Raw genomic sequence first — 26,189 nt, forward strand, 5'->3', positions numbered from 1 at the left:
TGGCCGCTGTCTCGTCGCCCGGAGGCGCTTCCGGGTCGGCGGGCAGGGTCGTCACGACAGGATCTCCTCTTGAACTGACTCGGTGGCGGGCACATCGATCGTGTGGTCGGCGGATTTGCCGGTGAGAGACAGGAATACGTCGTCGAGGCTGGGCCGGTGCACGGTCGCGTCGAGCACGTGCACGCCGACGTCGTCGAGGCGGCGCAGCGCTTCGACCATGGTGCGGGTGCCGTCGCTCACGACCACGGTCAGCCCGTCGGTCGACTCGTCGTACTCGGGTTCGCCGATGCCGACCCCGGCCAGCACTCGGCGGGCGGGGGCGGGATCCTGTCCGGCGGCCAGGGTGACGGTGAGTTTGTCGCCGCCGATGGAGGTCTTGAGTTCGTCGGCCGAGCCGCGGGCGATGACGCGCCCGCGGTCGATGACGGTGATGCGGTCGGCCAGCAGGTCGGCCTCTTCCAGGTACTGGGTGGTGAGCAGCACGGTGGTGCCGTCGTCGACGAGTTCGCCGATGACGCGCCACATGTCCAGTCGCCCACGGGGATCCAGCCCGGTGGTCGGCTCGTCGAGCACCACCACCGGGGGTCTGCACACCAGCGCCCCGGCGAGGTCGAGACGCCGCGCCATACCGCCGGAGTAGGTGCCCGCCCGGCGCCCGGCCGCGTGGTCGAGGCCCAGCGCCGATAAGAGCTCGGTGGCGCGGTCGGTGGCCTTCTTGTGGTTCATGCCGTACAGCCGGGCCACCATACGCAGGTTCTCGAAGCCGGACAGATTGGCGTCGACGGCCGCGTACTGGCCCGACAGACCGATCCGGGTGCGGGCCCGTGCCGGATGCTTCAGCACGTCCACGCCCGCCACGTGCACCGAGCCGGAGCTCGGGCGGAGCAGCGTGGTGACGATACGCACGGTGGTGGTCTTGCCCGCACCGTTGGGCCCGAGCAGTCCCATCACGGTGCCGCTCGGGATCTCCAGATCGATCCCGTCCAGCACCCGGACCTTGCCGTAATACTTCACCAGCCCTTGGACTTCCACCGCCAGACTCATCGCGTACCCTCCCGCCGGGCTTGGATCTCCGCCAGCTGATCCCGCAGCACCGGCCCGATGACGGCGAGGGATTCCGGCGTGGTCATGCCGGCGTGCGTGCAGCGCACCAGCTGGTCGTGCACCACGCCGGTGACGTGGGGCTGCCAGGCCGCGGCGCAGCGCGCCGGGTCGGCCCGGTTGATCTCGTCGTCGGCGGCGGTGAAGAACACCAGGTCGCCGTCGAAGACCCGCGGCCGGAACCCGTGCGCCTGGGCCGCGCCGTTCTCGTATCCGGTGTAGAGCCGTTCCAGGTGTTCGATCGTGAGCGCCGCGAACGGCCCGGAGCGGCCGCGCAGCAGTTCGGCCGCCTCCTGCAGGGTCAGGCGCGGATCGATGTCGGCGTCACCGCCGAGCAGATCGGATCCGAACTCGGCGATGATCGAGGCCACCGAGGGCACCGCCTCCTCGAGCCACTGGTCGGAGAGCTGGTAGCTGTCCATCATGCCGAGCAGCGCCACCTCGTCGCCGCCCGCCTGGAGCTGCACCGCCACCTCGTGGGCGATGAGCCCGCCCAGCGACCAGCCCAGCACATGGTAGGGCCCCTCCGGCTGTACCGACTTCATGTGCGCCACATAGTATTTCGCGGCCTCGGCAATGGTCCGGTGACTCTCCTCGCCCGCCACGTGCGGCGCCTGCAGGCCGTACACCGGCCGTTCCGGCGGCAGGTGCGACAGCAGCCCGGCGAAGCACCAGGACAGGCCGATCGCCGGATGCACGCAGAACAGCGGCGGCACCGCCGAATCCGTGCTCGGGCGCAGCGGCAGCACCGCGCCGAGCGCCGCGGTCAGCGCCGCCCCGACGTCGCCCTCGGCCGAGGACAGGCGGGCGGCGATGGCGGCCGGCGTGGATTCGCCGAACATGGCCTGCACGGGCAGGTCGATCCCGGCGGCCCGCAACTGCGCGACCACCTTGGTGGCCAGCAGCGAGTTGCCGCCCAGTTCGAAGAATCCGTCGTCCACGCCGACCGGGCGGTCCGCGCCGAGGCCGAGCACATCCGCGAAGGCCGCGCACAGGGCCTCCTCGATCGGGCCGGTCGGCGCCCGGTAGCCCTCGCGGGCCGCGAACACCGGTTCCGGCAACGCCTTCCGGTCGAGTTTGCCGACCGGCGACAGCGGCACCCGGTCCAGCAGCATGATCGACTGCGGCACCATGTAGTTGGGCACCAGGGCCGCCATGTGCGCGGTAAGTTCGGCCGGGGTGGGCGCGGTCCCGGTGCGCGGCTTCACGTACGCCACCAGCGCGGTGGACCCGGCCGGGGTGCGGTGGCCGATGGTGGTCGCGAACTCCACCGCCGGGTGCTTGGCCAGCGCCGCGTCGATCTCGCCGAGCTCGATGCGGAAGCCGCGGATCTTGACCTGATGGTCGGTGCGGCCCACGTAGTCCAGATCCCGTGCGCTGCCGTCGCGTTCGAGCCAGCGGACCAGGTCGCCGGTCCGGTACATCCGGGCGCCCGGCTTGCCGAACGGGTTGGCCACGAACCGCTGCGCGGTCAGGCCCGGGCGGCGCAGGTAGCCGCGGGCCAGGGCCGCGCCCGCCAGGTGCAGTTCACCGGTGACCCCGGCCGGGGCCGGGTGCAGGCGCGCGTCCAGGACAGTAGCGCCGACACCGCGGATGGGTCCGCCGATGGTGATCTGCCCACCGGGGGTCAGGGGCTGCGAGATCACCGTGACGATGGTGGTTTCCGTCGGCCCGTACACGTTGTAGAGCTTGCGGCCGGGCGCCCACCGGGCGACCAGGTCCGGCGGCAGCGCCTCACCGCCGACGAGCACGTGGCGCATCGCGGTCACGGCCGACGCGTCGACGGTGCCCAGCGCCGAGGTGGTGATGAAGGCGTGGGTGATGCCCTCGTCGACGAACACCTTCCCCAGCTCCTCGCCGCCGACCACGCCGGGCGGGGTGATGACGAGGGTGGCGGCGCCGCCGAGTGCGAACAGCAGGTCGAGCATGGCGGCGTCGAAACTCGGTGTGGCGAAGTGCAGCACGCGGCAGCCGGGTCCGACGTCGAAACGCTGCGCGGTCTCGGCGGCGAAGTTGGACAGGCCGCCGTGGGTGACGACGACGCCCTTCGGGATGCCCGTGGACCCGGAGGTGTAGATGACGTACGCCGGGTTGTCCATGCGCAGCGGCGAGGTCCGCTCGCTGTCGCGGATGGGCGCGTCGGAGGTGGCCAGCACGCGACGCCGGAACGAGGGCGCGTCCAGCACGGTCCAGTTGGCGCCGTCGGGCATGCGCCCGCGGTGCGCGGACAGGGTGATGCCCACGGCCGCACCGGAATCCAGCAGCATGTGGCTGATCCGCTGCTCCGGGTACCCGGGGTCGACGGGCACGAAGGCCGCGCCGGCCTTGGCGATGGCGAGGGTCACCGCCACCGATTCGGCCGACCGCGGAATGCCCATGGCGACCAGGGTTTCCGGTCCGACGCCGTAGCCGATCAGGACCCGGGCGAGCCGGTTGGTCCAGCGGTCGAGGGCGTCGTAGGAGATCTGCGTGCCCGCCGAGCGGACCGCGATGGCGGCCCGGTTCAGGTTGGCGGCGGCCTCGAACACCTCCGGGAAGGTGATCGGCAGACCGGGTTCCGCGCCGCGCACCGGCGCGAGGGCCGTCCACTCGGCGGCGTCGAGCAGGTCGAGATCACCGATCGCGGTGCCCGGGTGCCCGGCGGCCGCGCCGAGCAGCCGCACGAACCGCTGGGCCAGTCCCTGGGCGGTGTCCTCGTCGAAGAGGTCGGCGGCATAGTTGACCGAGACGGTGATGCCGTCGGGTTCGCGTGCCGCGGTCCAGGATTCGGTGAGAGTGAACTGCAGGTCGAACTTGGCGATGCCGGGGTCGGCGTCGTCGGCCTCGATCCGCAGGCCCGGCAGTTCGAGCACCCGCACCGGCTGGTTCTGCACCGACAGCATCACCTGGAACATCGGGTGATGCGCCTGCGAGCGGACCGGGTTGAGCACCTCGACCAGTCGCTCGAACGGCACGTCGGCGTGCGCGAACGCCTCCAGGTCGGTGTCGCGGACCGTGCGCAGCAGATCGGCGAAGCTGGCGCCGCCGTCGATGCTGGTGCGCAGCACCAGGGTTCCGACGAACATGCCGACCAGCCGGTCCAGCGCGTGGTGGCCGCGCCCGGCGATGGGCGTACCCACGGCGATATCGTCGCCCGCGGTCAATCGATGCAGCAGTGCCGCCAGTGCGGCGTGCAGCACCATGAACATGGTGACGCCGTGTTCGGCGGCCAGCGCCTGCAATTCGCGGTGGGTGAACGGGTCCAGCCCGCATTCCACCGTGCCGCCGCGATAGGTCGGGGCGGGCGGGCGCGGCCGGTCCGATGGCACCGCGAGCAGCTCGGGCAGACCGTCGAGGGCGCGCCGCCAGTAGCCGAGCTGGCCGCTGATCACCGATTCCGGATCGTCCTCGCGGCCCAGCACATCCTGCTGCCACAGCGTGTAATCGGCGTACTGAATGGGCAGTTCGGGCCATTCGGGGGCTTGCTTGGCGACGTGCGCCCGGTAGGCCGCGGCCACGTCGGCCGCGAGCGGTTGCAGCGACCAGCCGTCCATGGCGATGTGGTGCACGACCAGCACCAGCACGTGCTCGGTCTGGTCGCCCGGCAGCCGCAGCAGGGCCGCGCGCAGCGGCACGCTGGTGGCCAGGTCGAAGCCGCCGGCGGTGACGCGGCGGATCTCGCCCGGCACCTCGGCCTCGGTCACGGTCCGGATCGGCAGCCCGACGGTGGCCTCGCCCGGTTCCAGGATCTGCTGGCACGGTTCGCCGTCGATCTCGGGGAACACGGTGCGCAGCGTCTCGTGCCGTTCCTGCACCTCGTGCAGGGCCGCGCGCAGCGCCGCCACGTTCAGTTCACCGTGCAGGCGCAGGGCGACCGGAACGTTGTAGGCGCCCAGCGCTTCCCCGTTCTCACCGGAGGCGTTGAACTTCTCCAGGAACCACAGCCGTCGCTGCGCCGCCGAGAGCGGGATCCGCTCGGGTCGGGTGCGCCGGCGCGGTTCCGGACGCAGGTCGTCCGAGGCGGAGCCGGCGTCCAGCGCGGCCGCGAGCCCGGCCACGGTCGGGGCGACGAACACGGCCCGCACCTCGAGCCGCACCCCGGTGGCGGTGGCCAGCCGGGCCACCAATTGGGTGGCCAGCAGCGAGTTTCCGCCGACCTCGAAGAAGCTGTCGTCCGCGCCGATCCCCGGCGCACCGACCAGTTCCCCGATCACCCCGGCGACCAGGCGCTCGGTGTCGGTCTGCGGTGCGCGCGAGACCGAGGCGAGCAGCGCCGCGGGCGGCGGCAGCGCGTCGCGGTCCAGCTTGCCGACCGGGGTGAGCGGAATGTGGTCGAGCACGGTGAACGAACTCGGAACCATGTGCGCGGGCAGGTGTCCGGCGCAGTGGCCGCGCAGCTGCTCGAGGTCGGGCGTGCCGCCGTCGGCGGGCAGCACGAACGACACGATGCGCCGCACGCCCGCGATCTCGCGGACCTCGGTGTGCGCGAAGCGGACCGCAGGATGCGCGGTGAGCACGCCGTCGATCTCGCCGAGCTCGATGCGGAAGCCGCGCACCTTCACCTGGTGGTCCGTGCGACCCAGGTAGACGATGTCGCCGTCGGCGCTCCAGCGCACCACGTCACCGGTGCGGTAGACCCGTGATCCGGGCGGGCCGTACGGGTCGGCCACGAAGCGGGCCGCGGTCAGCTCGAACCGTTCGAGATAGCCACGCGCGCAACCCTGTCCGCCCAGGTACAGCTCGCCGGGGACACCGACCGGGACCGCCCGCAGGCGTTCGTCGAGGACCAGGGCCCGCGCGCCGCGCACCAGCTTGCCGATGGTGATCGGCTCCCCGACCGCCAGCGGTCCGGCGATGGTGGCGACGACGGTAGTCTCGGTGGGCCCGTAGCCGTTGAACATCATGCGGCCGGGAGCCCAGCGCGCCACCAGTTCCGGACCGCAGGCCTCGCCGCCGATCATGACCGACCGCAGGTGCGGCAGCGGCCAGCGCCCACGGTCGATGGTGGCCAGCGCGCCCGGGGTCATGAAGGTGTGGCTGATCTGTTCGCGGTCCATGAGCGAGGCCAGTTCGTCGCCGCCGTACACGTCGGGCGGGACGATGATCATGGTCGCGCCGGCCCCGATCGCCAGTAACAGGTCGAGAATGGCGGCGTCGAAGCTCGGGGACGCGAAATGCATGGCCCGCGAGTCCCGTTCGACCCGCATGCGCTCGCGGATCTCGTCGGCGAAGTTGGACAGGCCGCCGTGGGTGACGGCCACACCCTTGGGTTTTCCGGTCGAACCGGAGGTGTAGACGATGTAGGCGAGGTCCCCCGTCCACAGGGTGGCGGTGCGGTCGGCGTCGGTGATCGCGGTCTCGTCGAGCACCTCGAGCACTTCGAGCAGCTCGGGGTCATCGAGCAGCAGCCATTCCACCGGGTGCTTCCCGGCGGCGGTGTGCAACGCGTCCGCGGACTCGGTCATGCTGATGCCGACCCGGCAGCCGGAGTCGGCGAGCATGTGCCGCACCCGATCCGCCGGATAGTTCGGGTCCACCGGCACGAACGCGGCGCCGCACTTGGCGACGGACAGGGCCGCCAGCACCGATTCCACCGAGCGGGTCAGGCCGAGCGCGACCCGGTCGCCGGGGCCCAGGCCGCGATCGATCAGGGCCCGCGCCAGGCGGTTCGAGTAGATGTCGGCTTCGAGGTAGGTCAGTTCGGTCTCGTCGAAACGCAGGAACACCCGGTCCGCGTTGAGGTGCGCGGTGGCCGCGAAATAGGCGGCCAGGCTGCACTGCGGTTCGGGCACCGGACCCCAGGCGGGGGTGAACATCTCGCGCTCGAGCTCGGTGCGCGCGTCGATGTCGCGGACCCGCACCTGCGCGTCGCCGGTGACGGCTTCGAACACCTGGACCAGGCGTTCGGCGAGGATGGTCACCGTCTGCTGCTCGAACAGCTCTGCCGCGTAGACGAATTCGAAGACGCGTTCGTCGGCGGCGAGGCCGGGCAGCACCCGCAGTTCCAAGTCGAACTTGGCCAGCGCGATGTCGAGCTCCTCGGCGTGCAGCGACAGTCCGGGCAGCCGCAGCACGGGCGTCGGGGTGTCCTGCACGCTCAGCGCCACCTGCAGCAGCGGGCTCGCGCCGAACGGGCGGTGCCGGTCCTCGCCGGACCGCAGTTCCTCCACGACCCGCTCGTAGGGCACCTCGGCGTTGGCCATGGCGGCCAGTTCGGTGTCGCGGTCGGCCTGCAGCAGCTGGGCGAAGGTGCGATCGGGGTCCACGTCCGAACGCAGGATCAGCGTGTTGACGAACATGCCGACCAGGTCGTCGAGGCGGGTGTCGGAGCGACCGGCGACCGGGGTGCCGATGACGATGTCGCGGCCACCGGTGACCGCCCGCAGCATGACGGCCAGGGTGGAGTGCAGCACCATGAACAGGCTGACGCCGTGCGCCCGCGCGACCTCGGCGAGCCTGCGCTGCAAGGCTTCCGGCACCTCGAACCGCACCGTCCCGGCCCGCCCGGTGGGTTCGGCCGGACGGGGCCGGTCGTAGGGCAGCGGCAGTTCCTCGGGCAGGTCGGCCAGGGCGGCGCGCCAGTAGGCGAGCTGCGCGGCGGCGGCGCTCTCGGCGTCGGTGTCGGCGCCGAGGATGTCGCGCTGCCACAGGCTGAAGTCGGCGTACTGCACCGGCAGCGGCGTCCACGCGGGGGCCACGCCGCCGTGGCGGGCGGCGTAGGCGATGGCCAGGTCCTGGGTCAGCGGGCCCAGTGACCAGCCGTCGGCGGCGATGTGGTGCAGCGCGATGCCGAGTAGGTGCCGGCGGGTTCCGGTGCGCAGCAACGCGATGCGCAGCGGGATCTCGTGTGCCAGGTCGAAGCCGCGCCGGGCCAGCGAGCGCAGCGCCTTGCGGGCGCCGACATCGTCGGTCTCGACGACCTCGGGCACCGGAAGGCAGCCCGCGGTGTCGAGGACGACCTGGTAGGCGCCCTGCTCGTCCTCGGGGAAGACGGTGCGCAGCACCTCGTGGCGTTCCACCACGTCGGCCAGAGCGGCCCGCAGGGCGTCGATGTCCGGATCGCCATCGATCCGCAGCACGAATGCGATGTTGTAAGTACTGGATTCGGGGGAATATCTGTTGAGGAACCACAGTCGCTGTTGCGGCAGCGACAGTGGTACGCGTTCCGGGCGCGGCGAGTGCACAGCCAGCGCGATACGCTGCGCCCGGGGCGCCCCCGTGGAGCCGGAGGTGTTGACCGCCGCCAGGCGTACGGCCACCCCGGCCACGGTGGGCGTCTCGAAGATGTCACGCACCGGCAGCTCCACCCCGAATTCGGCGTACAGGGCCGCGGTGAGGCGGGTCGCCAGCAGCGAGTTGCCGCCGATCTCGAAGAAGTTGTCGTCCGCGCCGGGCGCGATCCCGCCCAGGATCGAGCCGAACACGAGTGCGACCTGCTGTTCCAGTTCGGTTTCCGGAGCGCGGGAGGACGCGGCGGCCACGAACTCGGGCGCGGGCAGCGCCTTGCGGTCCAGCTTCCCCGAGGGGGTGACGGGCATGGCGTCGAGCACGGTCAGCGCCGAGGGCACCATGTAGCCGGGCAGCCGTCCGCGCGCGGTCTCGAGCACCCGGGCCGCGTCGACGGCGGTGTCGGCGGTGAGATAGGAGACCAGGCGCGGGATTCCGCGCTCGTCGTGGTGGACCAGGGTGAGCGCGAACGTGACGCCCGGGTGCGCGGCCAGCACGTGGTCGATCTCGGCGAGTTCGATGCGGAAGCCGCGGATCTTGATCTGATCGTCGGCGCGGCCCAGGAAGCGCAGCTGCCCGGCGCCGTCGGCGACCACCAGATCGCCGGTGCGGTACATGCGTTCGCCGCGACGGCCGTGCGGGTTGGCCGGGAAGCGTTGCGCGGTCAGGGCGTGCCGGCCCAGGTAGCCGCGCGCCAGGCCGGGGCCGGACAGGTACAGCTCCCCCGCCACGCCCGGCGGCACCGGGTGCAGGCGGCCGTCGAGCACGAACAGCCGCATGCCGCGCACGGGCAGGCCGATCGGCACCGGCTGCCCGGCCACCATGGGTCCGGTGGCGGTGGCGGCGACGGTGGCCTCGGACGGGCCGTACATGTTGTGCATGCGCCGGGCGGGCTTCCCGGGCCGCGATTCCGGTGCGGTCCACACCGTCACCAGGTCCTCGGGGCAGGCCTCGCCGCCGACGATGACGGCCTCGAGTTCGGGCAGGTCGCCGGCGGGCACGGTGCCCAGGGCGGCGGGGGTGACGAACGCGTGCGTCACGTGCTCCTCGCGCAGGATGCGCGCGAGCTCCTCACCGCCGAAGACGCCCGCGGGCACGACCACGATGGTGGCGCCGGCCGCGAAACCGAGCAGCAGCTCCAGCACCGAGGCGTCGAAGCTCGGCGACGAGAAGTGCAGGGTGCGAGCCGAATCGGTGACCTTGAACAGATGCATCTGCTCGTGCGCCAGCGAGGCGATGCCCGCGTTGGTGACCACCACGGCCTTGGGCTTGCCGGTGGAGCCGGAGGTGTAGATGAGGTAGGCCGGGCCGCCGGTGCGCAGCGGGTGGTGCCGTTCGATGTCGGTGACCGCGGTGTCGGGGAACTGCGCGCATTCCGCGCCGAGCTGTTCGGCGCCGAGCAGCAGCCAGTCCACGTAGCTCTTGCGGTGCCGCCCCCTATTGCCGGGCCAGGTGGTCGGCATGTCCGGGCGCCGTTCGGCATTGGTGATGCCGAGCATGGCCCCGGAGTCGGCGAGCATGTGGGCGATGCGGTCCGACGGGTAGTCGGGGTCGATCGGCACATAGGCGGCGCCGGTCTTGGCGACCGACCACACCGCGAGGATGCTGTCGAGGCTGCGCGGCAGTGCGACGGCGACGACCACCTCGGGCCCGGCGCCGTGCTCGATCAGTACCCGCGCCAAGCGGTTCGAGCGTTCGTCGAGTTCACGGTAGGTGGTGTCCTCGCCCAGGTAGCGCACGGCCACCGTGTCGGGGACGCGTTCGGCGGTGTCGGTGAGCAGCCGGGCCAGGGTGGTGGCGGGTTCGCCGGGCGCACCCATGATGGGCACCAGTTTCGCGGTCTCGCGCACGTCCAGCAGCGGGAGATCGCCGACCGGCAGCGCGGGTTCGGTGACCGCGGCGGCCAGCAGGGCACCGAAGCGGCGGGCGATGGCCGCGACCGTGACGTGGTCGAAAACATCGGCGGCGTAACCGAATTCGGCCGACAGCCCGGCGTCCTCGGCCGGGGTCCCGGACGGCTCGTGCACGGTCAGCTGCAGGTCGAACTTGGCGACGTCGGTGGCCATCGGCACCACTTCGCTGTCCACGCCGGGCAGGTCGACGCGCGTCTCGGGTCCGTTGTCGTAGGACAGCATGACCTGGAACAGCGGGTGCCGGGACGCGGACCGCTCCGGGTTGACCACCTCGACGAGCCGCTCGAACGGCACGTCGGCATTGGCGAAGGCGTTGAGGTCGGTGTCGCGGACCTCGGTGAGCATGCGGTCGAATCCGGCGGCCGGATCCACCCGGGTGCGCAGCACCAGGGTGTTGACGAACATGCCGACCAGGTCGTCGAGCGCGGGATCGCTGCGCCCGGCGATCGGCGTGCCGATGGCGATGTCGGCGGTGTTGCACAGGCGCGAGAGCACCACGGCCAGCGCGGCGTGCAACACCATGAAGGTGCTGACCCCGCGGTCGTGGGCGACGGTGGCCAGGGCGCGGCGGACCTCGGCGGGGATGGTGAATTCGACGGTCCCGCCGTCGGTGGACCGCTGCCGCGGACGCGGGCGGTCCAGGGGCAGGTCCAGCTGGTCGGGCAGGTCGGCGAGGGCGGCACGCCAGTAGGCCAGCTGCCGGGCCAGGGCGCTGGCCGGGTCGGCTTCGTCGCCGAGCAGTTCCCGTTGCCACAGCGCGAAATCGGCGTACTGCACCGGCAGCGGCGTCCACACCGGGGCCTCGCCCTGGGCGCGGGCGGCGACCGCGGTCATCAGGTCGCGGGTGAGCGGGTCGATCGACCAGCCGTCACCGCTGATGTGGTGCAGCACCACCAGCAGCAGGTGGGTGTCGGGGCCGGTGCGGTACAACGCCACCCGCACGGGGGCCTGACTGCGCAGATCGAAACCGTACCCGGCGAATTCGGTGGCCAGCGCGACCGCGTCGGCGTCCGCGGCGGCGTCGATGGGGTCGAGGGTGAGCGGGATCTCGGCCGCCGGGTGGACGAGCTGGCAGGGCCCGTCGGGGGTGTCGGGGAAGGTGGTGCGCAGGCTCTCGTGCCGTTCCAGCACGTCCACGAGTCCGGCGCGCAGGGCCGGAATGTCCAGCGGCCCGGTCAGTTTCACCGCGAACGGCATATTGTAGGCGGCGGCGTGCTCGGCGAACCGGTTGAGGATCCACAGCCGCTGCTGGGCCAGGGACAGCGGAATCTGCTGCGGCCGTGGCCCGGCCGTCAGCAGCGGCTCGGGGTGCGCGGTCCCGTCGAGCTGCGCGGCGGAGAGCCGGGCGGCGAGTGCGGCCACGGTGGAGGTTTCGAACAGGTCGCGAATGGTGAGCGAGACGCCGAGCGCGGCATTGACGCGCGCCATGGCGCGGGCCGCGGTCAGCGAGTTGCCGCCCAGGTCGAAGAAGCTGTCCTGGACGTCGAATTCGTCGGTGCCGAGCACCTCGGCGAAGATGCCGAGGAGCCGGCGTTCCATATCGGTGCTGGGCTCGGCCGCGGGCCGGTCGGGGCGTCGGGCCGCCGCGTCCGGTTCGGGCAGCGCCTTGCGATCCACCTTGCCGTTGGCGCTCAACGGTAGTTCGTCGAGGACCACCACGATCGAGGGCACCATGTAACCGGGCAGGGTGCGGCGGAGCCCGGCGGTGAGCTCGATGGGGTCCAGCGTCTCGACGCCGGGACCCGCGACCGCGTAGCCGACCAGTTCGTCGCCGCCGCGGCCGCGGCGGGCCACGCACACCGCGCGCGCGACCCGGGGGTCGGCGAGCAGGGCGGCCTCGATTTCGCCGAGTTCGATGCGCAGGCCGCGCACCTTGACCTGGAAGTCGCTGCGGCCCAGGTACTCCAGTACGCCGGAGCGGCCGCTGCCGCGCCAGCGCACCAGGTCGCCGGTGCGGTACATGCGGGCGCCGGGGGTGAACGGGTTGGCCACGAACCGGTCGCCGGTGAGGGCGGCGCGGCCCAGGTAGCCGCGGGCCAGCTGCACGCCCGCCAGGTACAGCTCGCCGACCACGCCGGGGGCGACGGGCTGCAGCCGTGCGTCGAGGACGTAGGTGTGGGTGTTCCAGACGGGCGCGCCGATCGGCACGTCGGTGCTGCCGGGTGTGCAGTGCCAGGCGGTGACGTCGACGGCGGCCTCGGTGGGCCCGTAGAGGTTGTGCAGTTGCGGCGCTTCGGGTCCGGCGCCCAGGGCGGCGTGGAATTCGGCGACGGTGGCGGCGGGCAGCGACTCACCGCTGCAGAACACCCGGGTCAGGCCGGTGCAGCCGCTCACCTCGGTGTCGGTGAGGAACACCGACAGCATGGACGGCACGAAATGGGCCGTGGTGACGCCCTTCTCGGCGATGACGCGGGCCAGGTAGGCCGGATCGCGGTGGCCGTCGGGGGCGGCGATGACCAGACGGGCGCCGATCTGCAAGGGCCAGAAGAACTCCCACACCGAGACGTCGAAGGTGGCGGGGGTCTTCTGCAGCACGACGTCGGAGGGGTCGAGCGGGTAGGCGTGCTGCATCCAGCGCAGCCGGTTCACGATGGCGGCGTGGCTGACGCCGACTCCCTTGGGCTTGCCGGTGGAGCCGGAGGTGAAGATGACGTACGCCAGGTGGTCGGCGCGCAGCGGGGCGGTGCGGTCGGCGTCGGTGACCGGTCGGCCGGAGTGCACGGACAGGTCGGCGATGTCGATGTCGAATCGCGGTGCGAGATCGGGCAGTTCGATGCCGTCGGCGGCGGTGGTGAGCACGCACAGCGGCCGTCCCTGTTCGAGGACGGCGGCGATGCGGTCGGCCGGGTGGTCGGAATCGATGGGCAGGTAGGCCGCGCCCGCCTTGACGACGGCGTACATGCCGACCAGCAGGTCGAGGCTGCGGCGCATGGCCAGGCCGACCAGGGTGTCGGGGCCCGCGCCGCGCGCGACGAGTTCGCGCGCGAGGCGGTTGGCGCGCTCGTCGAGCTCGCCGTAGGTGAGGGTCTCGCCCTCGAAGTCCAGCGCGATCCGGTTGGCGGACACGGCCGCCCGGTCGGCGAAGAGCCCGGCCAGGGTGCCCTCTTGGCGGGCGACCTCGGTCGAATTCCATTCGCGCAGGACGCGGTCGCGTTCGGCGTCGGTGAGCACCGGCATGTCCACGACCACGGATTCGGGTGCGGCGGAGACGAACCGGCCCAGGTAGTCCAGGAAGCGGCCGTGGTGCATGGACAATTCGGCATCGCCGTAGAGGCGCGGGTTGGCCTCGAAATCGATGTGGGTGCGGTCGCCCAGGCCGTTGTAGAGGTTGATCGAGAGGTCCTCGACCGGGCCGGTGGACAGCACGTTGATCGAGCCCATCAAGCTGCCGAACTTCAGCTCGCTGTGAAAGAGCATGAGGTTGACCATGGGCCCGAAGAAGCCGCGCGAATCGCGCGAGTAGCCGCAGTCGCGGCGGATGTCGTCGCTGCGGTAGCGCTGGTGGCGCAGCGCGCCGGTGATCTGCAGTTCGACCGCGCGCACGGTGTCGGCGACGGTCTCGGCGCCGGTGAACTGCACGCGGATGGGCACCACGTTCGACACCACGCCCGCCGAACGCCGCAGCGCCACCGTGGTGCGTGCGGAGACGGGCAGGCTGAGCACCACGTCCTGGGTGCCGGTGACCGCGCGCACGTAGCCGGCCAGGGCGGCGACGAACAGCGCGGAGGTATTGGAGCCGAACGCGGTGGCGGTGGCCTCGATGGCGGCCTCGACCTCGGGGGCGAGCACCGCGGTGGCGCTGCGGCGGCCGGCGTCGGAGATCGGCGCGACGGTGCCGTTGGCCGACAGCGTGAGCGGTTCGCCGACGCCGGCGAGCTGGGCGCGCCAATAGTCGCTGTCGGAGACGAAGCGGGTGGTGTCGCGGTAGCGGTTCTCGTCGCCGTAGATGGTGGCCAGCGGCGTGGCGCGGGAGACCGTCGGTTCGGTGTGGTCCTCGAGCGCGGTATAGATCTCGGCGGCGCGGGTGGTGGCGTTCATGGCGCCGTAGCCGTCGATCACGATGTGGTGGCCGCGGGTGTACCAGATCCAGTCGGCGTCGCCGATCTGGATCACCACATTGGTGGTGAGCGGGTCGCGCTCGATGTCGATGGGTGAGCTGGCGTGCTCGTGCATCCAGGCGTGGGCCGCGGCGCGCGGGTCCGCCTCGCCGCGCAGGTCCACGCGGGCCCAGCCGGGGCGGCGATTGAGGTCGACCACCTGGTGCGGGACGCCGTCGATCTCGAGCAGGCGGACGTGGCCGACCTCGCTCTCGGCGCCGAAGCGTTCGATGGCGTACAGCAGGCGGCCGACATCGAGGTCGCCGTGGATCTCGACGAACTGCGCGATGGTGAGGGGAATGTCTGGCCTGATCCGCTGGGCGTACCAGAGGGCTGTCTGCGCCGGGGAGAGCACGAATGGTTGGGCCGAGAATTCACCCGAAGAACATTGGTCGACACGGTCGGTGGCCAATGAACTCATCAAACACTCCGTTCTGACGCTGTAGACGCAACTCCCCGAGCCCCGAAAGAGTGATCACAAGGTCCTGGATGCCCGGCGTGCGCGCGCACGCGCGAGCCCTAGGACGTGATCCACGTCCTATGATTCGGAGCATCCCGCCGAGTGGATCGGTGGTGATCTCGAGTTGCCGCAACGAACAGCGTTGGCGGAACGCGGCTGTAGTTCAGTTACCTATCAGCAAACCTCACAATATGCGCCCAACTCGCATAAGGGAACGGTTTCAATTCGGACCTATCGGAAAATTCAACAAGCCCTGGCAACGAACTGGCGAATCTCAGTCGCCGAGACGGGTACGGCCCTCACACACGTGCCCGCGGTACCACGCCGGATGAATTCTCCGGCCGTCCGGTTGGTTATGACCGATTCAGATATCACCCGCGCGGGGTGCGGTAACGCCTCCGGATCAGCGCGGCCGCTATAGCAGCCGCGGCCAGAATACACACAACCGTCTCGGGCGTGGGGCCCAAACGGGACGCGAGTGTCGTGTTGTCCCGCAGCGGCAGAGTCGCGACCAGCGCCGCGGGCTCGAACTGCGGCGTCTGCTGCCGGATCACGCCGTCGGCGGTGATCATGGCGCTGACGCCGGTCGTCACCGACACCACCACCGCGCGGCCGTGCTCGACCGCGCGCACCCGCGACATGGCCAGCTGCTGATAGGTCATCTCGCTGCGGCCGAAGGTGGCGTTGTTCGACGGCACGGTGAGCAGCTGCGCGCCCGCGCGCACCGACTGCTCGAAGGCGCGGTCGAAGGCGACCTCGTAACAGGTGGCCACGCCGATGGCGACCGGCGCGCCGCCGCCGGCGGGCCGCACGTGCACCACGCCGTCACCGTGGCCGGGCACGAAATAGCCCGCGCGGTCCGCGTATTCGGAGAAGTGGCGGAAGAACTCCCGGTAGGGCAGGTATTCGCCGAAGGGCTGGATGATCTTCTTGTCGTGCCGCTCGGCCGGGCCGGAATCGCCGTTCCATACGATGACCGAGTTGGTGGTGGTGCGATCGGCGTTCACGAGCACCGCGCCCACCAGGATGGGGGCCTTCACCGCGATCGACGCCTGCGAGATCTCCTGCGCCGCATCGGCGTTGCGCAGCGGATCGATATCGGAGGAGTTCTCCGGCCAGATCACCACGTCGGGCTGCGGGGCCTTCCCGGCCGCGATGTCGCGGGCGAGTTCCTCGGTGCGCTTGACGTGATTGTCGAGAACCGCGCGGCGCTGGGCATTGAAGTCCAGGCCCAGGCGCGGCACGCTGCCCTGGATGGCGGCGACCGTGATCGGCCGGTTGCCGTCCTCCGGGCCGGGCAGCGCGGTCCGGAGGATCACTCCGGCGAGGGGAACTATAGCCACAAGCATTGCCGCAGCAACAATCCGGTTCCACGATGTGAGATGCGATGCTCCCCATCTGGGAGAATCCGATGTGGCCCCGGCCACTCCTCCGCTACCGCCGGCACGGGCGGTGAGACGGCCCGGCAATCCCGCGGCGAGCGCGGCGAGTCCGGTGCCGGTGAGCGCCACCGCGAAACTCACCAGCGGCGCGCCGCCCACCATCGCGTACGGCAGGTACCAGCCGTCGGCCTGCCCGAAAGCCAGCTTCCCCCAGGGAAACCCGCCGAACGGAAAACTGGCGCGCGCCCATTCGGTGAGCGACCACACCGCCGCCACCCACAGCGGCCAGCCCGGCAGGGTCGCCACCCAGCGGGCCAGGAGCCCGAAAAGCCCGACGTAGACAGCACATACCGCCGACAGCGCGAGCCACGGCGCGGGCCCGACATAGATCCCGGTCCACGGCAGGAGCGGCAGGAAGAACGCCAGCCCAGCCACGTAGCCGTACCCGAATCCCGCACGCGCCCGGCCGGTTCCACGCACCACGAGCGTCAGGATCGCGATCCCGACCGGGGCGAGGAACCACAAGGTCCGCGGCGGAAAGCTCGCGTACAGCAGCAGCCCGGCCAGGACGGCCGCGAGCAGGCGCGCCGACCGCGGCCACCGCTCGGCAGCCGCCGCGATCGCGGCGATCGACTTGCCCACCCCGGACCCCGGCGGCGCCGCGCCACCTGCCGAACCGTGTTCGACCGCAGCCGAATCAGCCGCGGGGGCACCGGCCGGAGCAGATCCGGGAACCGAGCCGGCGCCGACGTCGGCCACCCTGTCGTCCGAATCGGCAGCGGCAGCCGAACCCCCGGCGGCGGCCGCATCCCCGGCCGGGCTCGCGGAAGTGTGTTCCGGATTCCCGGCGCGAGACCCGGACCTGCCGTCCTCTCCGCCGGTCAGGCGTGCCGAACCGTCAGCGCGCGAGCCGGATTCGGCCGCGCGGTCCGCGGCGGAGGCGGAATCCGCTGCGCGGAGGTGGTTCTCGGGATCGGTGTCAGGCTTCATGGATGGTGACCCCGCGGTGCACGGTGCGCAGGCTCTGCGGCAGGGTGGCGGCCGGGGTGAGCGGCGGCAGGCCGGGGACGCGGGAGCGGGGGTCGGTGGACCAGCGCTGGACGGTGTCGGCGGCGGCCGCGACGACCAGTTCGCGGGAGTCCCAGATCGCGTAGGAGGCGGGTGCGCCGGGGACCAGGGTGCCGGCGACGCCGTCGCGGACGCCGCCCGCGCGCCAGGCGCCCCGGGTGGCGGCGGCGAAGGCGGCGCGCGGGGAGATCTGGTGGCCGGGGGTGCGGTGGTTGACCGCGGCGCGCAGCGCTTCCCACGGGTTCAGTGCGGTGACCGGGGCGTCGGAGCCGATGGCGAGGGAGATGCCCGCGGCGGCCATGGCGGCGAACGGGTTCAGGGTGGCGGCCCGGTCGGCGCCGAGGCGGGTGGCGTACATGCCGTCGGGGCCGCCCCAGGCGGCGTCGAATCCCGGTTGGACGCTGGCGATCACGCCCCAGGCGGCGAGTTTGTCGATCTGGTCGGTTGTCATCATCTCGGCGTGTTCGAGCCGGTGCCCGCGCGAGGCGACGGCCGGTCCGCCGAGGGCGTCCACGGCCCGTTCGAATCCGGTGACGACGGCGTCCATGGCGGCGTCGCCGATGACGTGGAAGCCGGTCTGGATGCCGGCTTCGGTGCAGGCGAGCACGTGGGCCGCAATGGCTTCGGCGTCGAGGTAGGAGGTGCCGGTGCTGTCGCGGTCGGCGTAGGGTTCGCGCAGCCAGGCGGTGTGCGAGCCGATGGCCCCGTCGACGAACAGGTCGCCGCCCAGGGCGTGCACCCCGAGTTCCTTGACCAGGGTGCGGGCTTCGTCGGCGGTGCGGACGGCCTGTCCCCAGTAGGCGCGGACCTCGACGCCGTGGGTGAAGTCGAGGAGTTCGCGCACGTCGTCGGCGCCGGAGATCTCGGGTCCCGCGCATTCGTGCACGGCCACAACCCCGTTGGCGGCGGCCGAGTCCAGTGCCGCCTGCCGGGCCGCGTCGCGCTGTGCCCGGCTCAGCGCGCCGAGAGCGGCCGCGCGCACCCGGTGGTGGGCGTCCCCGCGCAGCGGCTCGCCGCGGGTGAACCCGTCGGCCTCGGTGATTGCGTCCACGGCGTCGAGCAGCGCGGTCGAGGCGACGGCCGAATGCGCGTCCACGCGAGCCAGATACACCTGTCGTCCCGGCGCGGCCGCGTCGAGTTCCTCGCGGGTCGGGGTCCGGCCCTCGGCCCAGCGGGTCTCGTCCCAGCCCTCGCCGAGGATCACGCCGTCAGGGTGGCCGGAGGCGAAGTCCCGCACCAGTTCCAGGCATTCCCGCAGTGAACCGGCTTGCGCCAGATCGAGTCCCGTCAGCTTCAACCCGAGCGCGGTGACATGCACGTGCGGGTCGACGAATCCCGGCGCGACGAACGCCCCGTCGAGGTCGATGATCTCCGCGTCCGGATGCAGCGCCCGTCCCGGCTTGTCCAGCCCGACCCACACCACGGTCCCGTCGGTGACGGCCATGGCCGTCGCGTCGGGATTGCTCGAACTGTAGATACGGCCGCCGACCAGCAACTGGGTACTCACGACTGCCCAGTCTGCCGCACGGCCCGCCGGTCCCGGCAATCGCACTCGCCGACTGTGACCAGGACCCCTGCCGCAATGCCGCGGGGCCGATCACCGTGCTGGTGATCGGCCCCGCGGGCGGTAGGGATCGACGTGTGGGTTCCCGCTCAGCGGGGATCGATCATCTTGTATCCGTTGCCCTGACCGTCGTCGTAGTACTCGGTGACCACGGTCGCGTCGATGACCTCACCATCGGGATCGATCACGACATTGCGGTACCCGTAGGGCCCGACGGCAGTGGCGACCCGGTTCAGTCGGCGCGCCGCGAAGGCGGCCACGATCGGGCGGAGCAGGAATCGGGTGAACGGCAGCAGGGCCAGCAGGCCGAGCGCGGTGGTGAGCAGGCCGGGCACGAACATCAGGACCGCGCCCACGCCGACCAGCGCGCCGTCGGCGACGGCGGTGCTGGATTCGAGTTCACCGCGCGCGGCGCGGCGGAATCCTTCGAACACGCGGCGGCCCTGCGAGCGCACGAGCACCAGACCCACGGCCGATCCGGCCAGCAGCAGCAGGATCGTGGGGAAGACGCCGATGAGGTGGCCGACCCCGATCAGGGTGGCGATCTCGGCGGCGAACCAGGCGAGGAACAACAGGGCGGGCATCAGGCGATCCTTTCGATCGGTCTACCCGTGACAACGCGCGAGGCCCCGATTTTTCTCCCGGGTGCGTTCCCGGTCACACCGGTCAGGCGCCGCCGGGCCGGACCAGGCCGGTCTCGTAGGCCAGGACGACGGCCTGGACCCGGTCGCGCAGGCCGAGTTTGGTGAGGACGCGGCCGACGTGGGTTTTGACGGTGGCCTCGGAGAGGTAGAGGGCGCCCGCGATCTCGGCGTTGGAGCGGCCCGCGGCGATGTGTTCGAGGACCTCGCGTTCGCGGGCGGTGAGGACGTCGAGGACGCCGGGGTCGCGGCCGGCGGCCGGGTCCTCGGCGATGAGGCGGTCGAGCAGGCGTTTGGTGACCTTCGGGGAGACGACGGCGTCGCCGCCGGCGACGCTGCGGATCGCGGAGATGAGGTCTTCGGGCGGGGTGTCCTTGAGCAGGAAGCCGCTGGCTCCGGCGCGCAGCGCGCCGAGGGCGTGTTCGTCGAGGTCGAAGGTGGTCATGACGAGAACGCGGCTGCCGCAGCCGGATTCGATGATGCGGGCGGTGGCGGTGACGCCGTCGGTGACGGGCATGCGGACATCCATGAGGACGACGTCGGGGACGAGTTCGGTGGCGCGGGCGATGGCGGTGGCGCCGTTGTCGGCCTCTCCCACCACGTCGATGTCGGGGTGCGCGCCGAGCACCATTCGCAATCCAGCGCGCATGAGTTCCTGGTCATCGACGACGAGCACGGTGATCGGCACGCCCCCAACCTATCCGGCGCGAGGATGCGGGCGGGTAGCCGGGCAGCGGCCCATCCCGGTCGGTGCAGGTGGGCGGCTCAGTCCTGCACGTCGTCGCGGTCGAGCGGGATGGTGGCGCGGACGGTCCAGCCGCCGTGCGGATTCCGGCCGGTGGTGAGGGTGCCGCCCAGGACGGCGATGCGTTCGCGCATGCCGACCAGTCCCAGTCCGCTGCCGGGGATGCGGGTGGCAGGCATGGGCGGGGCGGTGGCGGACCCGATGTGGCAGCCGCTGTCGGGGGGCGTGGTGAGCGGGGCGCCGCCGGTGTCGGTGATCTCGAGCAGTACGTCGGTGTCGCGGCGGGTGACGCGGACTTCGGCGCGCGGGTCGGGTCCGGCGTGGCGCAGGGTGTTGGTGAGCGATTCCTGCACGATGCGGTGGATGCCGAGGCTGACCTCGGGGGTGACGGCGTCGAGTTCGCCGCGCAGTTCGAGGGACACGTCCAGTCCGGCGCTGCGCATCATGTCGGCGACCTTGGCGATGCCCGCGGTGCCGTGTTGCGGAAGTTGTTCGGGCGCATGCTCGGTGCGCAGCAGCTCGACGGTGCGGCGCAGTTCGCGCAGGGCTTCGCGGCCGGTGCCGGCGATGGTGGTGAGTGCTTGCTCGGCGGTGTCGGGGTCGTGGCGCAGGGCGTAGCGGGCGCCGTCGGCCTGCACGATGATGACGCTGACCGCGTGCGCGACCACGTCGTGCAGTTCGCGGGCGATGCGGGTGCGTTCGGCGGCGACGGCGTCGTGGGCGCGGCGTTCGCGGTCGTAGTCGGCGACGGCCAGGCGGGCGGCGACCTCGGCGTCGTAGGCGTGGCGGGCGCCGACGAATTCGGCCAGGGTCCAGCACAGCGCGTAGTAGAGGGCGTTGAACAGGATGTCGGTGCCCTGCGGTGTGCCGATGGCGGCCGCGGCGACGACCCCGTCGATGAGCAGGATCGCCAGGTAGACGAGTCCTTGGCGGCGGCCGACGTAGGCCACGAGGGTGTAGAGCATGATGCCCAGGCCCAGCAGCGCCGGGTGCACGGCGTGGTCGCTGACGCTCCAGTGCACCAGCGACGCGGTCATGGACAGCGCGACCATGGCGGCCGCGGCGGCACGGGTGTGGGTGCGGCGGAACACGATCGGCAGCGGCAGCAGCACGCTGAGCACGAGATAGGTGGGCTTGTACTGGCTGTTGCTCAGGGCGAGCACATCGATGACGAACAACAGCAGCGCGACCGCCGAATCGGTGATCAGCGGTTTTCCGCGCAGCCAGAGACTGAATCGGCGCACCCGTCCACCCTACGGGCCGGTTCGCTGACAACTCGCTGACAGACCCGACGGTTTGAATCGAGGTGGCGGCGTCTGGTTGGGTCGCGGAGTGAGCATTGCGGACTGGACGATCCTGTTGACCGCGGCGACAGCGGCCGGCTGGGTCGACGCCGTGGTCGGCGGCGGCGGGCTGATCGTGTTGCCCACCCTGTTCGTGGTGCTGCCCGGCCTGGCGCCGCAGACGGCCCTGGGCACCAACAAGATCGCCGCGTTCTCCGGCACCAGCGCGGCGGTGTTCACCTTCGCCCGCAAGGTGCCGATGCGCTGGAAGGTGCTGATCCCCGGCGCCATGATCGCGGCGGTGGCGGCCGCGTGCGGTTCGGCGGCGGTGGCCCTCATCGACCGCCGGTACTTCATCCCGATCGTCATGGTGGTGCTGATCGGGGTGGCGGTGTTCGTGACGCTGCGCCCCTCGATCGGGGTCACGATGGCCACCCATCGCCCGACCCGCCGCAAGACCATCCTGGTGGTGGCGCTGGCCGCGGGCCTGATCGGCCTCTACGACGGCATTCTCGGGCCGGGGACCGGCACGTTCCTGATCATCACCTTCGCCACCCTGCTCGGCACCGAGTTCGTGCGGGCCGCGGCCATGGCGAAGGTGATCAACTGCGGATCCAACCTGGGTTCGCTGCTGTTCCTGGCGAGCACGGGTCACGTGCTGTGGGCGCTGGGCCTGTCCATGGCGGTGGCGAACGTGGCAGGTTCGATCGCCGGGTCCCGCATGGCCCTGGCCAAGGGCGCCGGTTTCGTCCGGGTCGTCCTGCTGGTGGTGGTCACCGCCATGGTGATCCGCCTGGGCTGGCAGCAGTTCGGCTGACCGGGTTCAGACGCGGGCCAGCCGGTGCACCGAGCTCAGGGGGCGAAAGGCTTCGGGCTCCGGACGTAGTGGAACGTCGGCGATCACCGGTAGGTGGTCGGCGGGCAGCTCCGGTGCGGGCTGGGACAGCCACGGCGCCAGCACCTTCGAGGTGGTCTCCTGGATCTTGCGTTGCAGCGCTTCGCCGTCCTCGAGGCCGGGCCGCTGGAACAGCACGGTCAGCGCGCCGGACACCGCGCCGACGACCGCTCCGACCAGGGCGGCCGCGCCGACGTCGTCGAGTTCCTCGGGGAACGCGGCGCGCAGCTGGCGCGCGATCTCCTGCTGCGACGCGAGCTGGGCGTAGGCGGCGCGGCCCGACACCGCGGGCACGGTGCGCGATACCTGGGCGCGCAGTACGGCGATGCGGGCGGCGAGGTCGTCGCCCAGGTGGTCGCCGGGATTGTCACCCGCGGCGCGCAGCGCGCGCAGCAGCACCTCGACGGGTCGTTCACCGGGGCGGCGGGTGGCGATGGCGCGCACGGCGGCCTGCACGCGTTCGTCCGGCTCGGGGAACAATAGTTCCTCTTTGCTGGCGAAGTAGTTGAAGAACGTCCGGGTGCCGACTTCGGCGGCGGCCGCGATGTCGGCGACGGTGGCCGCCTCGTATCCTCGGCTCTCGAACTGTTCTACGGCGGCTTCGAGCAGGGCTCGGCGGGTGCGTTCCCGTTTGCGATCGCGGAGTGCGGATGGCGGCACGCGGGCAGACAGTACGGCATCCGATCGGCAATCCGCGGAATGTCAGGCCGTTGAGCGTGCCGTTTCCCAGTGTGCTCCTTCGCACTTCGCGCATCGTTGCAGCGTATGCAGATATGCGCGGGGTGAATTTCGTTCGGGCTGCGTGGTTTCTTGAACCCCCGGCGTGTCGCCCTCTAGCGTGGTGCGGGTGAGCATCGCTACCAAGGTCATCGACGGTCAGTTCCGCGCGCTGCCGCTGTCCGCGCTCGCCGACGCCGCGTTGAGCGCGGCCCGCGCGGCCGGGGCCGAGTACGCGGACCTGCGGGTCCATCGACTCGTGCAGCAGTCCATCAGGTTGCGCGACGGCCGCGTCGAATCGGTGTCCGACAGTACCGATCTCGGGTTCGCGGTGCGCGTGATCGTCGACGGCACCTGGGGTTTCGCCTCACACGCCGATCTCACCGCCGAGACCGCCGCCCAGGTGGCGCGGCGCGCGGTGACGGTGGCGCGAACCCTGCGCGCGCTCAATCGCGAACGCGTGGAACTGGCTCCGGAGCCACGCTACGACGACGCCGAGTACGTCTCCGCCTACGACGTCGACCCCTTCGAGGTGCCGACGCCGGAGAAAGTGGCGCTGCTGCTGGACTATTCGGGGCGGCTGAGCTCCGCCGACGGCGTGGATCACGTGACGGCGGCGGTGCTGCAGGTCAAGGAGCAGACCTTCTACGCCGACACCTTCGGCTCGCGGATCACCCAGCAGCGGGTGCGCCTGCACCCGCAGTTCGAGGCCATCACCGTCGATCCGGCGGCGGGGGTGTTCGAGACCATGCGCACCCTGGCCGCTCCGGCCGGGCGCGGCTGGGAGTACGTGACCGGCGCGGACGGACACTGGGACTGGGCGGGCGAACTCGCGCGGATGCCGGAGTGGCTGGCGGAGAAGGTGAAGGCCCCCACCGTCGAGGCGGGCCCCACCGATCTGGTCATCGATCCGAGCAATCTGTGGCTCACCATCCACGAGTCCATCGGCCACGCCACCGAGTACGACCGTGCCATCGGCTATGAGTCCGCCTACGCGGGAACCTCGTTCGCCACCCCCGACCAGCTCGGCACACTGCGCTACGGCACGCCGATCATGCACGTCACCGGTGACCGCACCCAGGAGCACGGCCTGGCCACCGTCGGCTGGGACGACGAGGGCGTGGCCGGGCAGCGCTGGGATCTGGTGCGCGACGGCGTGCTGGTCGGCTACCAGCTCGACCGGGTGTTCGCGCCCAAGCTGGGCCTGGAACGCTCCAACGGCTGCTCCTACGCCGATTCCGCGCACCACGTGCCGATCCAGCGCATGGCCAATGTGTCGCTGCAACCCGACCAGGAGCGCGACACCAGCACCGCCGAGCTCATCTCCCGGGTGGAGAACGGCCTCTACATCGTCGGCGACAAATCGTGGTCGATCGATATGCAGCGCTACAACTTCCAGTTCACCGGTCAGCGCTTCTTCCGGATTCGTCACGGTGAGCTGGCCGGGCAGGTGCGCGATGTCGCCTACCAGGCCACCACCACCGACTTCTGGGGTGCGATGGAGGCCGTCGGCGGGCCCTCGACCTGGGTGCTGGGAGGGGCGTTCAACTGCGGTAAGGCGCAACCCGGTCAGGTGGCGGCGGTCTCGCACGGCTGCCCGTCGGTGCTGGTGCGCGGCATCAATATTCTCAATACCCGCGCCGAAGCCGGACAGTAGGAAAGGACCGACACGGTGAGTGTGCTCCCCGCCCCCGAGGTCGTCGAACGCGCGCTGCGGGCCTCGCGCGCCGACGAGGCCATGGTGATCGTCACCGACGCGTACGAGGCGTCGCTGCGCTGGGCCGGAAACTCCATGACCACCAACGGTTCCTCGGTGGCGCGCGATTGGGCGGTGGTCTCGGTGTTCCGGGAGGGCCCGACCGTCGCGCGGGTCGGCAGCGTGAGTTCCACCAGCGTGGATCCGGCCGAGATCGAGGCCGTGGTGCGGGCCAGCGAGCAGGCCGCCCGCGACGCCGAGCCGGCGCGCGACGCCATGCCGCTGCTGGATCCCGACGCCGTCGACGCCGACACCCTGGACCGGCTGCTGGACTGGGACGGCGATCCGGCCACCACCGATATCGGCGTGTTCACCACGCTGGCAAGCGATCTCGCCGCCGGTTTCGACGGCTCCGACCGCCTGTACGGTTTCGCCCACCACCAGATGCACTCCACCTGGCTGGGCACCTCCACCGGGTTGCGGCGGCGCTGGGTGCAACCGACGGGTTCGGTGGAGATCAACGGCAAGCGCGGTGAGGGCGCGGAGCTGGCCAGCGCGTGGGTCGGCACCGGCACCACCGATTTCGCCGATGTCGACACCCCCGGTCTGCTGGCGGAGTTGTCGCGGCGGCTGGACTGGTCCACGCGGCGCGTCGAGCTGCCCGCGGGCCGCTACGAGACGCTGCTGCCGCCGTCCGCGGTCGCGGATCTGATGATCTACCTGGCCTGGTCCATGGAGGGCCGCGGCGCGCACGAGGGCCACACGGCCTTCTCCCGCGCGGGCGGCACCCGAATCGGGGAGCGGCTCACCGGGATTCCGCTGACCCTGTCCTCGGATCCGAGCGCGGCGGGTCTGGAGTACCGGCCGTTCGTGGCGACGCCGTCGTCGTCGGAGTCGCTGTCGGTGTTCGACAACGGCCTGACCGCGCAGCGCACCGACTGGGTGCGCCAGGGCGTGATCGAGTCGCTGGTGTATCCGCGTGCCACCGCCGCCGAATTCGACGCCCCCGTCACTCTGCCCGGCGAGAACCTGCTCCTGACCGGCGGCGGCGACGCCACGCTGACCGACATGATCGCGCGCACCGAGCGCGGACTGCTGCTGACCTGCCTGTGGTACATCCGCGAGGTCGATCCGGCCACGCTGCTGCTCACCGGCCTCACCCGCGACGGCGTCTACCTGGTCGAGAACGGCGAGGTGACCGGCGCGGTCAACAATTTCCGCTTCAACGAGAGCCCCCTGGACCTGCTGCGGCGCGTGTCGGAGGCGGGCCGCACCGAGATCACCCTGCCGCGTGAGTGGAAGGACTGGTTCACCCGGACGGCCATGCCGCCGTTGCGGATTCCCGATTTCCACATGTCCTCGGTGAGCCAGGCGACCTGATCCGGTCGAACCGGTCCGTTTCCCGGAAACTTTCGTCGCAC

General features: G+C 71.4%; 11 protein-coding genes. 3 read left to right on the forward strand and 8 right to left on the reverse strand.

Annotated features, from left to right (window positions below; all coding sequences use genetic code 11):
• Positions 1-51: 51 nt before the first annotated feature.
• The 7 genes from ACQPYY_RS18480 to ACQPYY_RS18510 all read right to left on the reverse strand — a co-directional run bounded on the left by ACQPYY_RS18480 (position 52) and on the right by ACQPYY_RS18510 (position 21,421).
• Positions 52-1,044: an ATP-binding cassette domain-containing protein gene (locus ACQPYY_RS18480; protein WP_433590319.1), complete on the reverse strand. Its 993-nt coding sequence runs from the start codon at positions 1,042-1,044 to the stop codon at positions 52-54.
• Positions 1,041-14,738, reverse strand: coding sequence for an amino acid adenylation domain-containing protein (locus ACQPYY_RS18485; RefSeq protein ID WP_433590320.1), 13,698 nt, complete (start codon positions 14,736-14,738; stop codon positions 1,041-1,043). The genes ACQPYY_RS18480 and ACQPYY_RS18485 overlap by 4 nt, the downstream gene beginning before the upstream one ends.
• 410 nt (positions 14,739-15,148) lie before the next feature.
• Positions 15,149-16,801 (reverse strand): apolipoprotein N-acyltransferase, encoded by a 1,653-nt coding sequence (gene lnt / locus ACQPYY_RS18490; protein WP_433590321.1) that lies wholly within the window; start codon positions 16,799-16,801, stop codon positions 15,149-15,151.
• 337 nt (positions 16,802-17,138) lie between these two features.
• Entirely contained in the window at positions 17,139-18,734 is a 1,596-nt protein-coding gene (locus tag ACQPYY_RS18495) for an amidohydrolase (RefSeq protein ID WP_433590322.1), read from the reverse strand.
• Positions 18,735-18,880: 146 nt separating this feature from the next.
• Positions 18,881-19,375 (reverse strand): FxsA family protein, encoded by a 495-nt coding sequence (locus tag ACQPYY_RS18500; protein ID WP_433590323.1) that lies wholly within the window; start codon positions 19,373-19,375, stop codon positions 18,881-18,883.
• A gap of 82 nt (positions 19,376-19,457) precedes the next feature.
• Positions 19,458-20,120, reverse strand: a complete 663-nt coding sequence (locus ACQPYY_RS18505; protein WP_433590324.1) for a response regulator — start codon at positions 20,118-20,120, stop codon at positions 19,458-19,460.
• A 77-nt stretch (positions 20,121-20,197) separates the two neighbouring features.
• A complete protein-coding gene (locus ACQPYY_RS18510; RefSeq protein ID WP_433590325.1) occupies positions 20,198-21,421 on the reverse strand; it encodes a sensor histidine kinase in 1,224 nt (407 codons plus the stop codon).
• Positions 21,422-21,509: 88 nt separating this feature from the next.
• On the opposite strand from ACQPYY_RS18510, the gene ACQPYY_RS18515 reads away from it, so the two are divergent.
• Positions 21,510-22,277, forward strand: coding sequence for a TSUP family transporter (locus tag ACQPYY_RS18515; RefSeq protein ID WP_433590326.1), 768 nt, complete (start codon positions 21,510-21,512; stop codon positions 22,275-22,277).
• Between the two features lie 6 nt (positions 22,278-22,283).
• Here the strand turns inward: ACQPYY_RS18515 and ACQPYY_RS18520 are convergent, their stop codons facing one another.
• Positions 22,284-23,015 (reverse strand): TetR/AcrR family transcriptional regulator, encoded by a 732-nt coding sequence (locus ACQPYY_RS18520; RefSeq protein WP_357085752.1) that lies wholly within the window; start codon positions 23,013-23,015, stop codon positions 22,284-22,286.
• A 187-nt stretch (positions 23,016-23,202) separates the two neighbouring features.
• Between ACQPYY_RS18520 and ACQPYY_RS18525 the strand changes: the two genes are divergently transcribed.
• On the forward strand, positions 23,203-24,729 hold the full coding sequence (locus ACQPYY_RS18525; RefSeq protein ID WP_433590327.1) for a TldD/PmbA family protein: 1,527 nt from the start codon (positions 23,203-23,205) through the stop codon (positions 24,727-24,729).
• A 21-nt stretch (positions 24,730-24,750) separates the two neighbouring features.
• On the forward strand, positions 24,751-26,148 hold the full coding sequence (locus ACQPYY_RS18530) for a metallopeptidase TldD-related protein (RefSeq protein WP_433594675.1): 1,398 nt from the start codon (positions 24,751-24,753) through the stop codon (positions 26,146-26,148).
• Positions 26,149-26,189 lie beyond the last annotated feature (41 nt).

Origin of the sequence: Nocardia sp. CA-145437 (genome assembly GCF_050956485.1) — a bacterium.
Taxonomy (GTDB): Bacteria; Actinomycetota; Actinomycetes; order Mycobacteriales; family Mycobacteriaceae; genus Nocardia.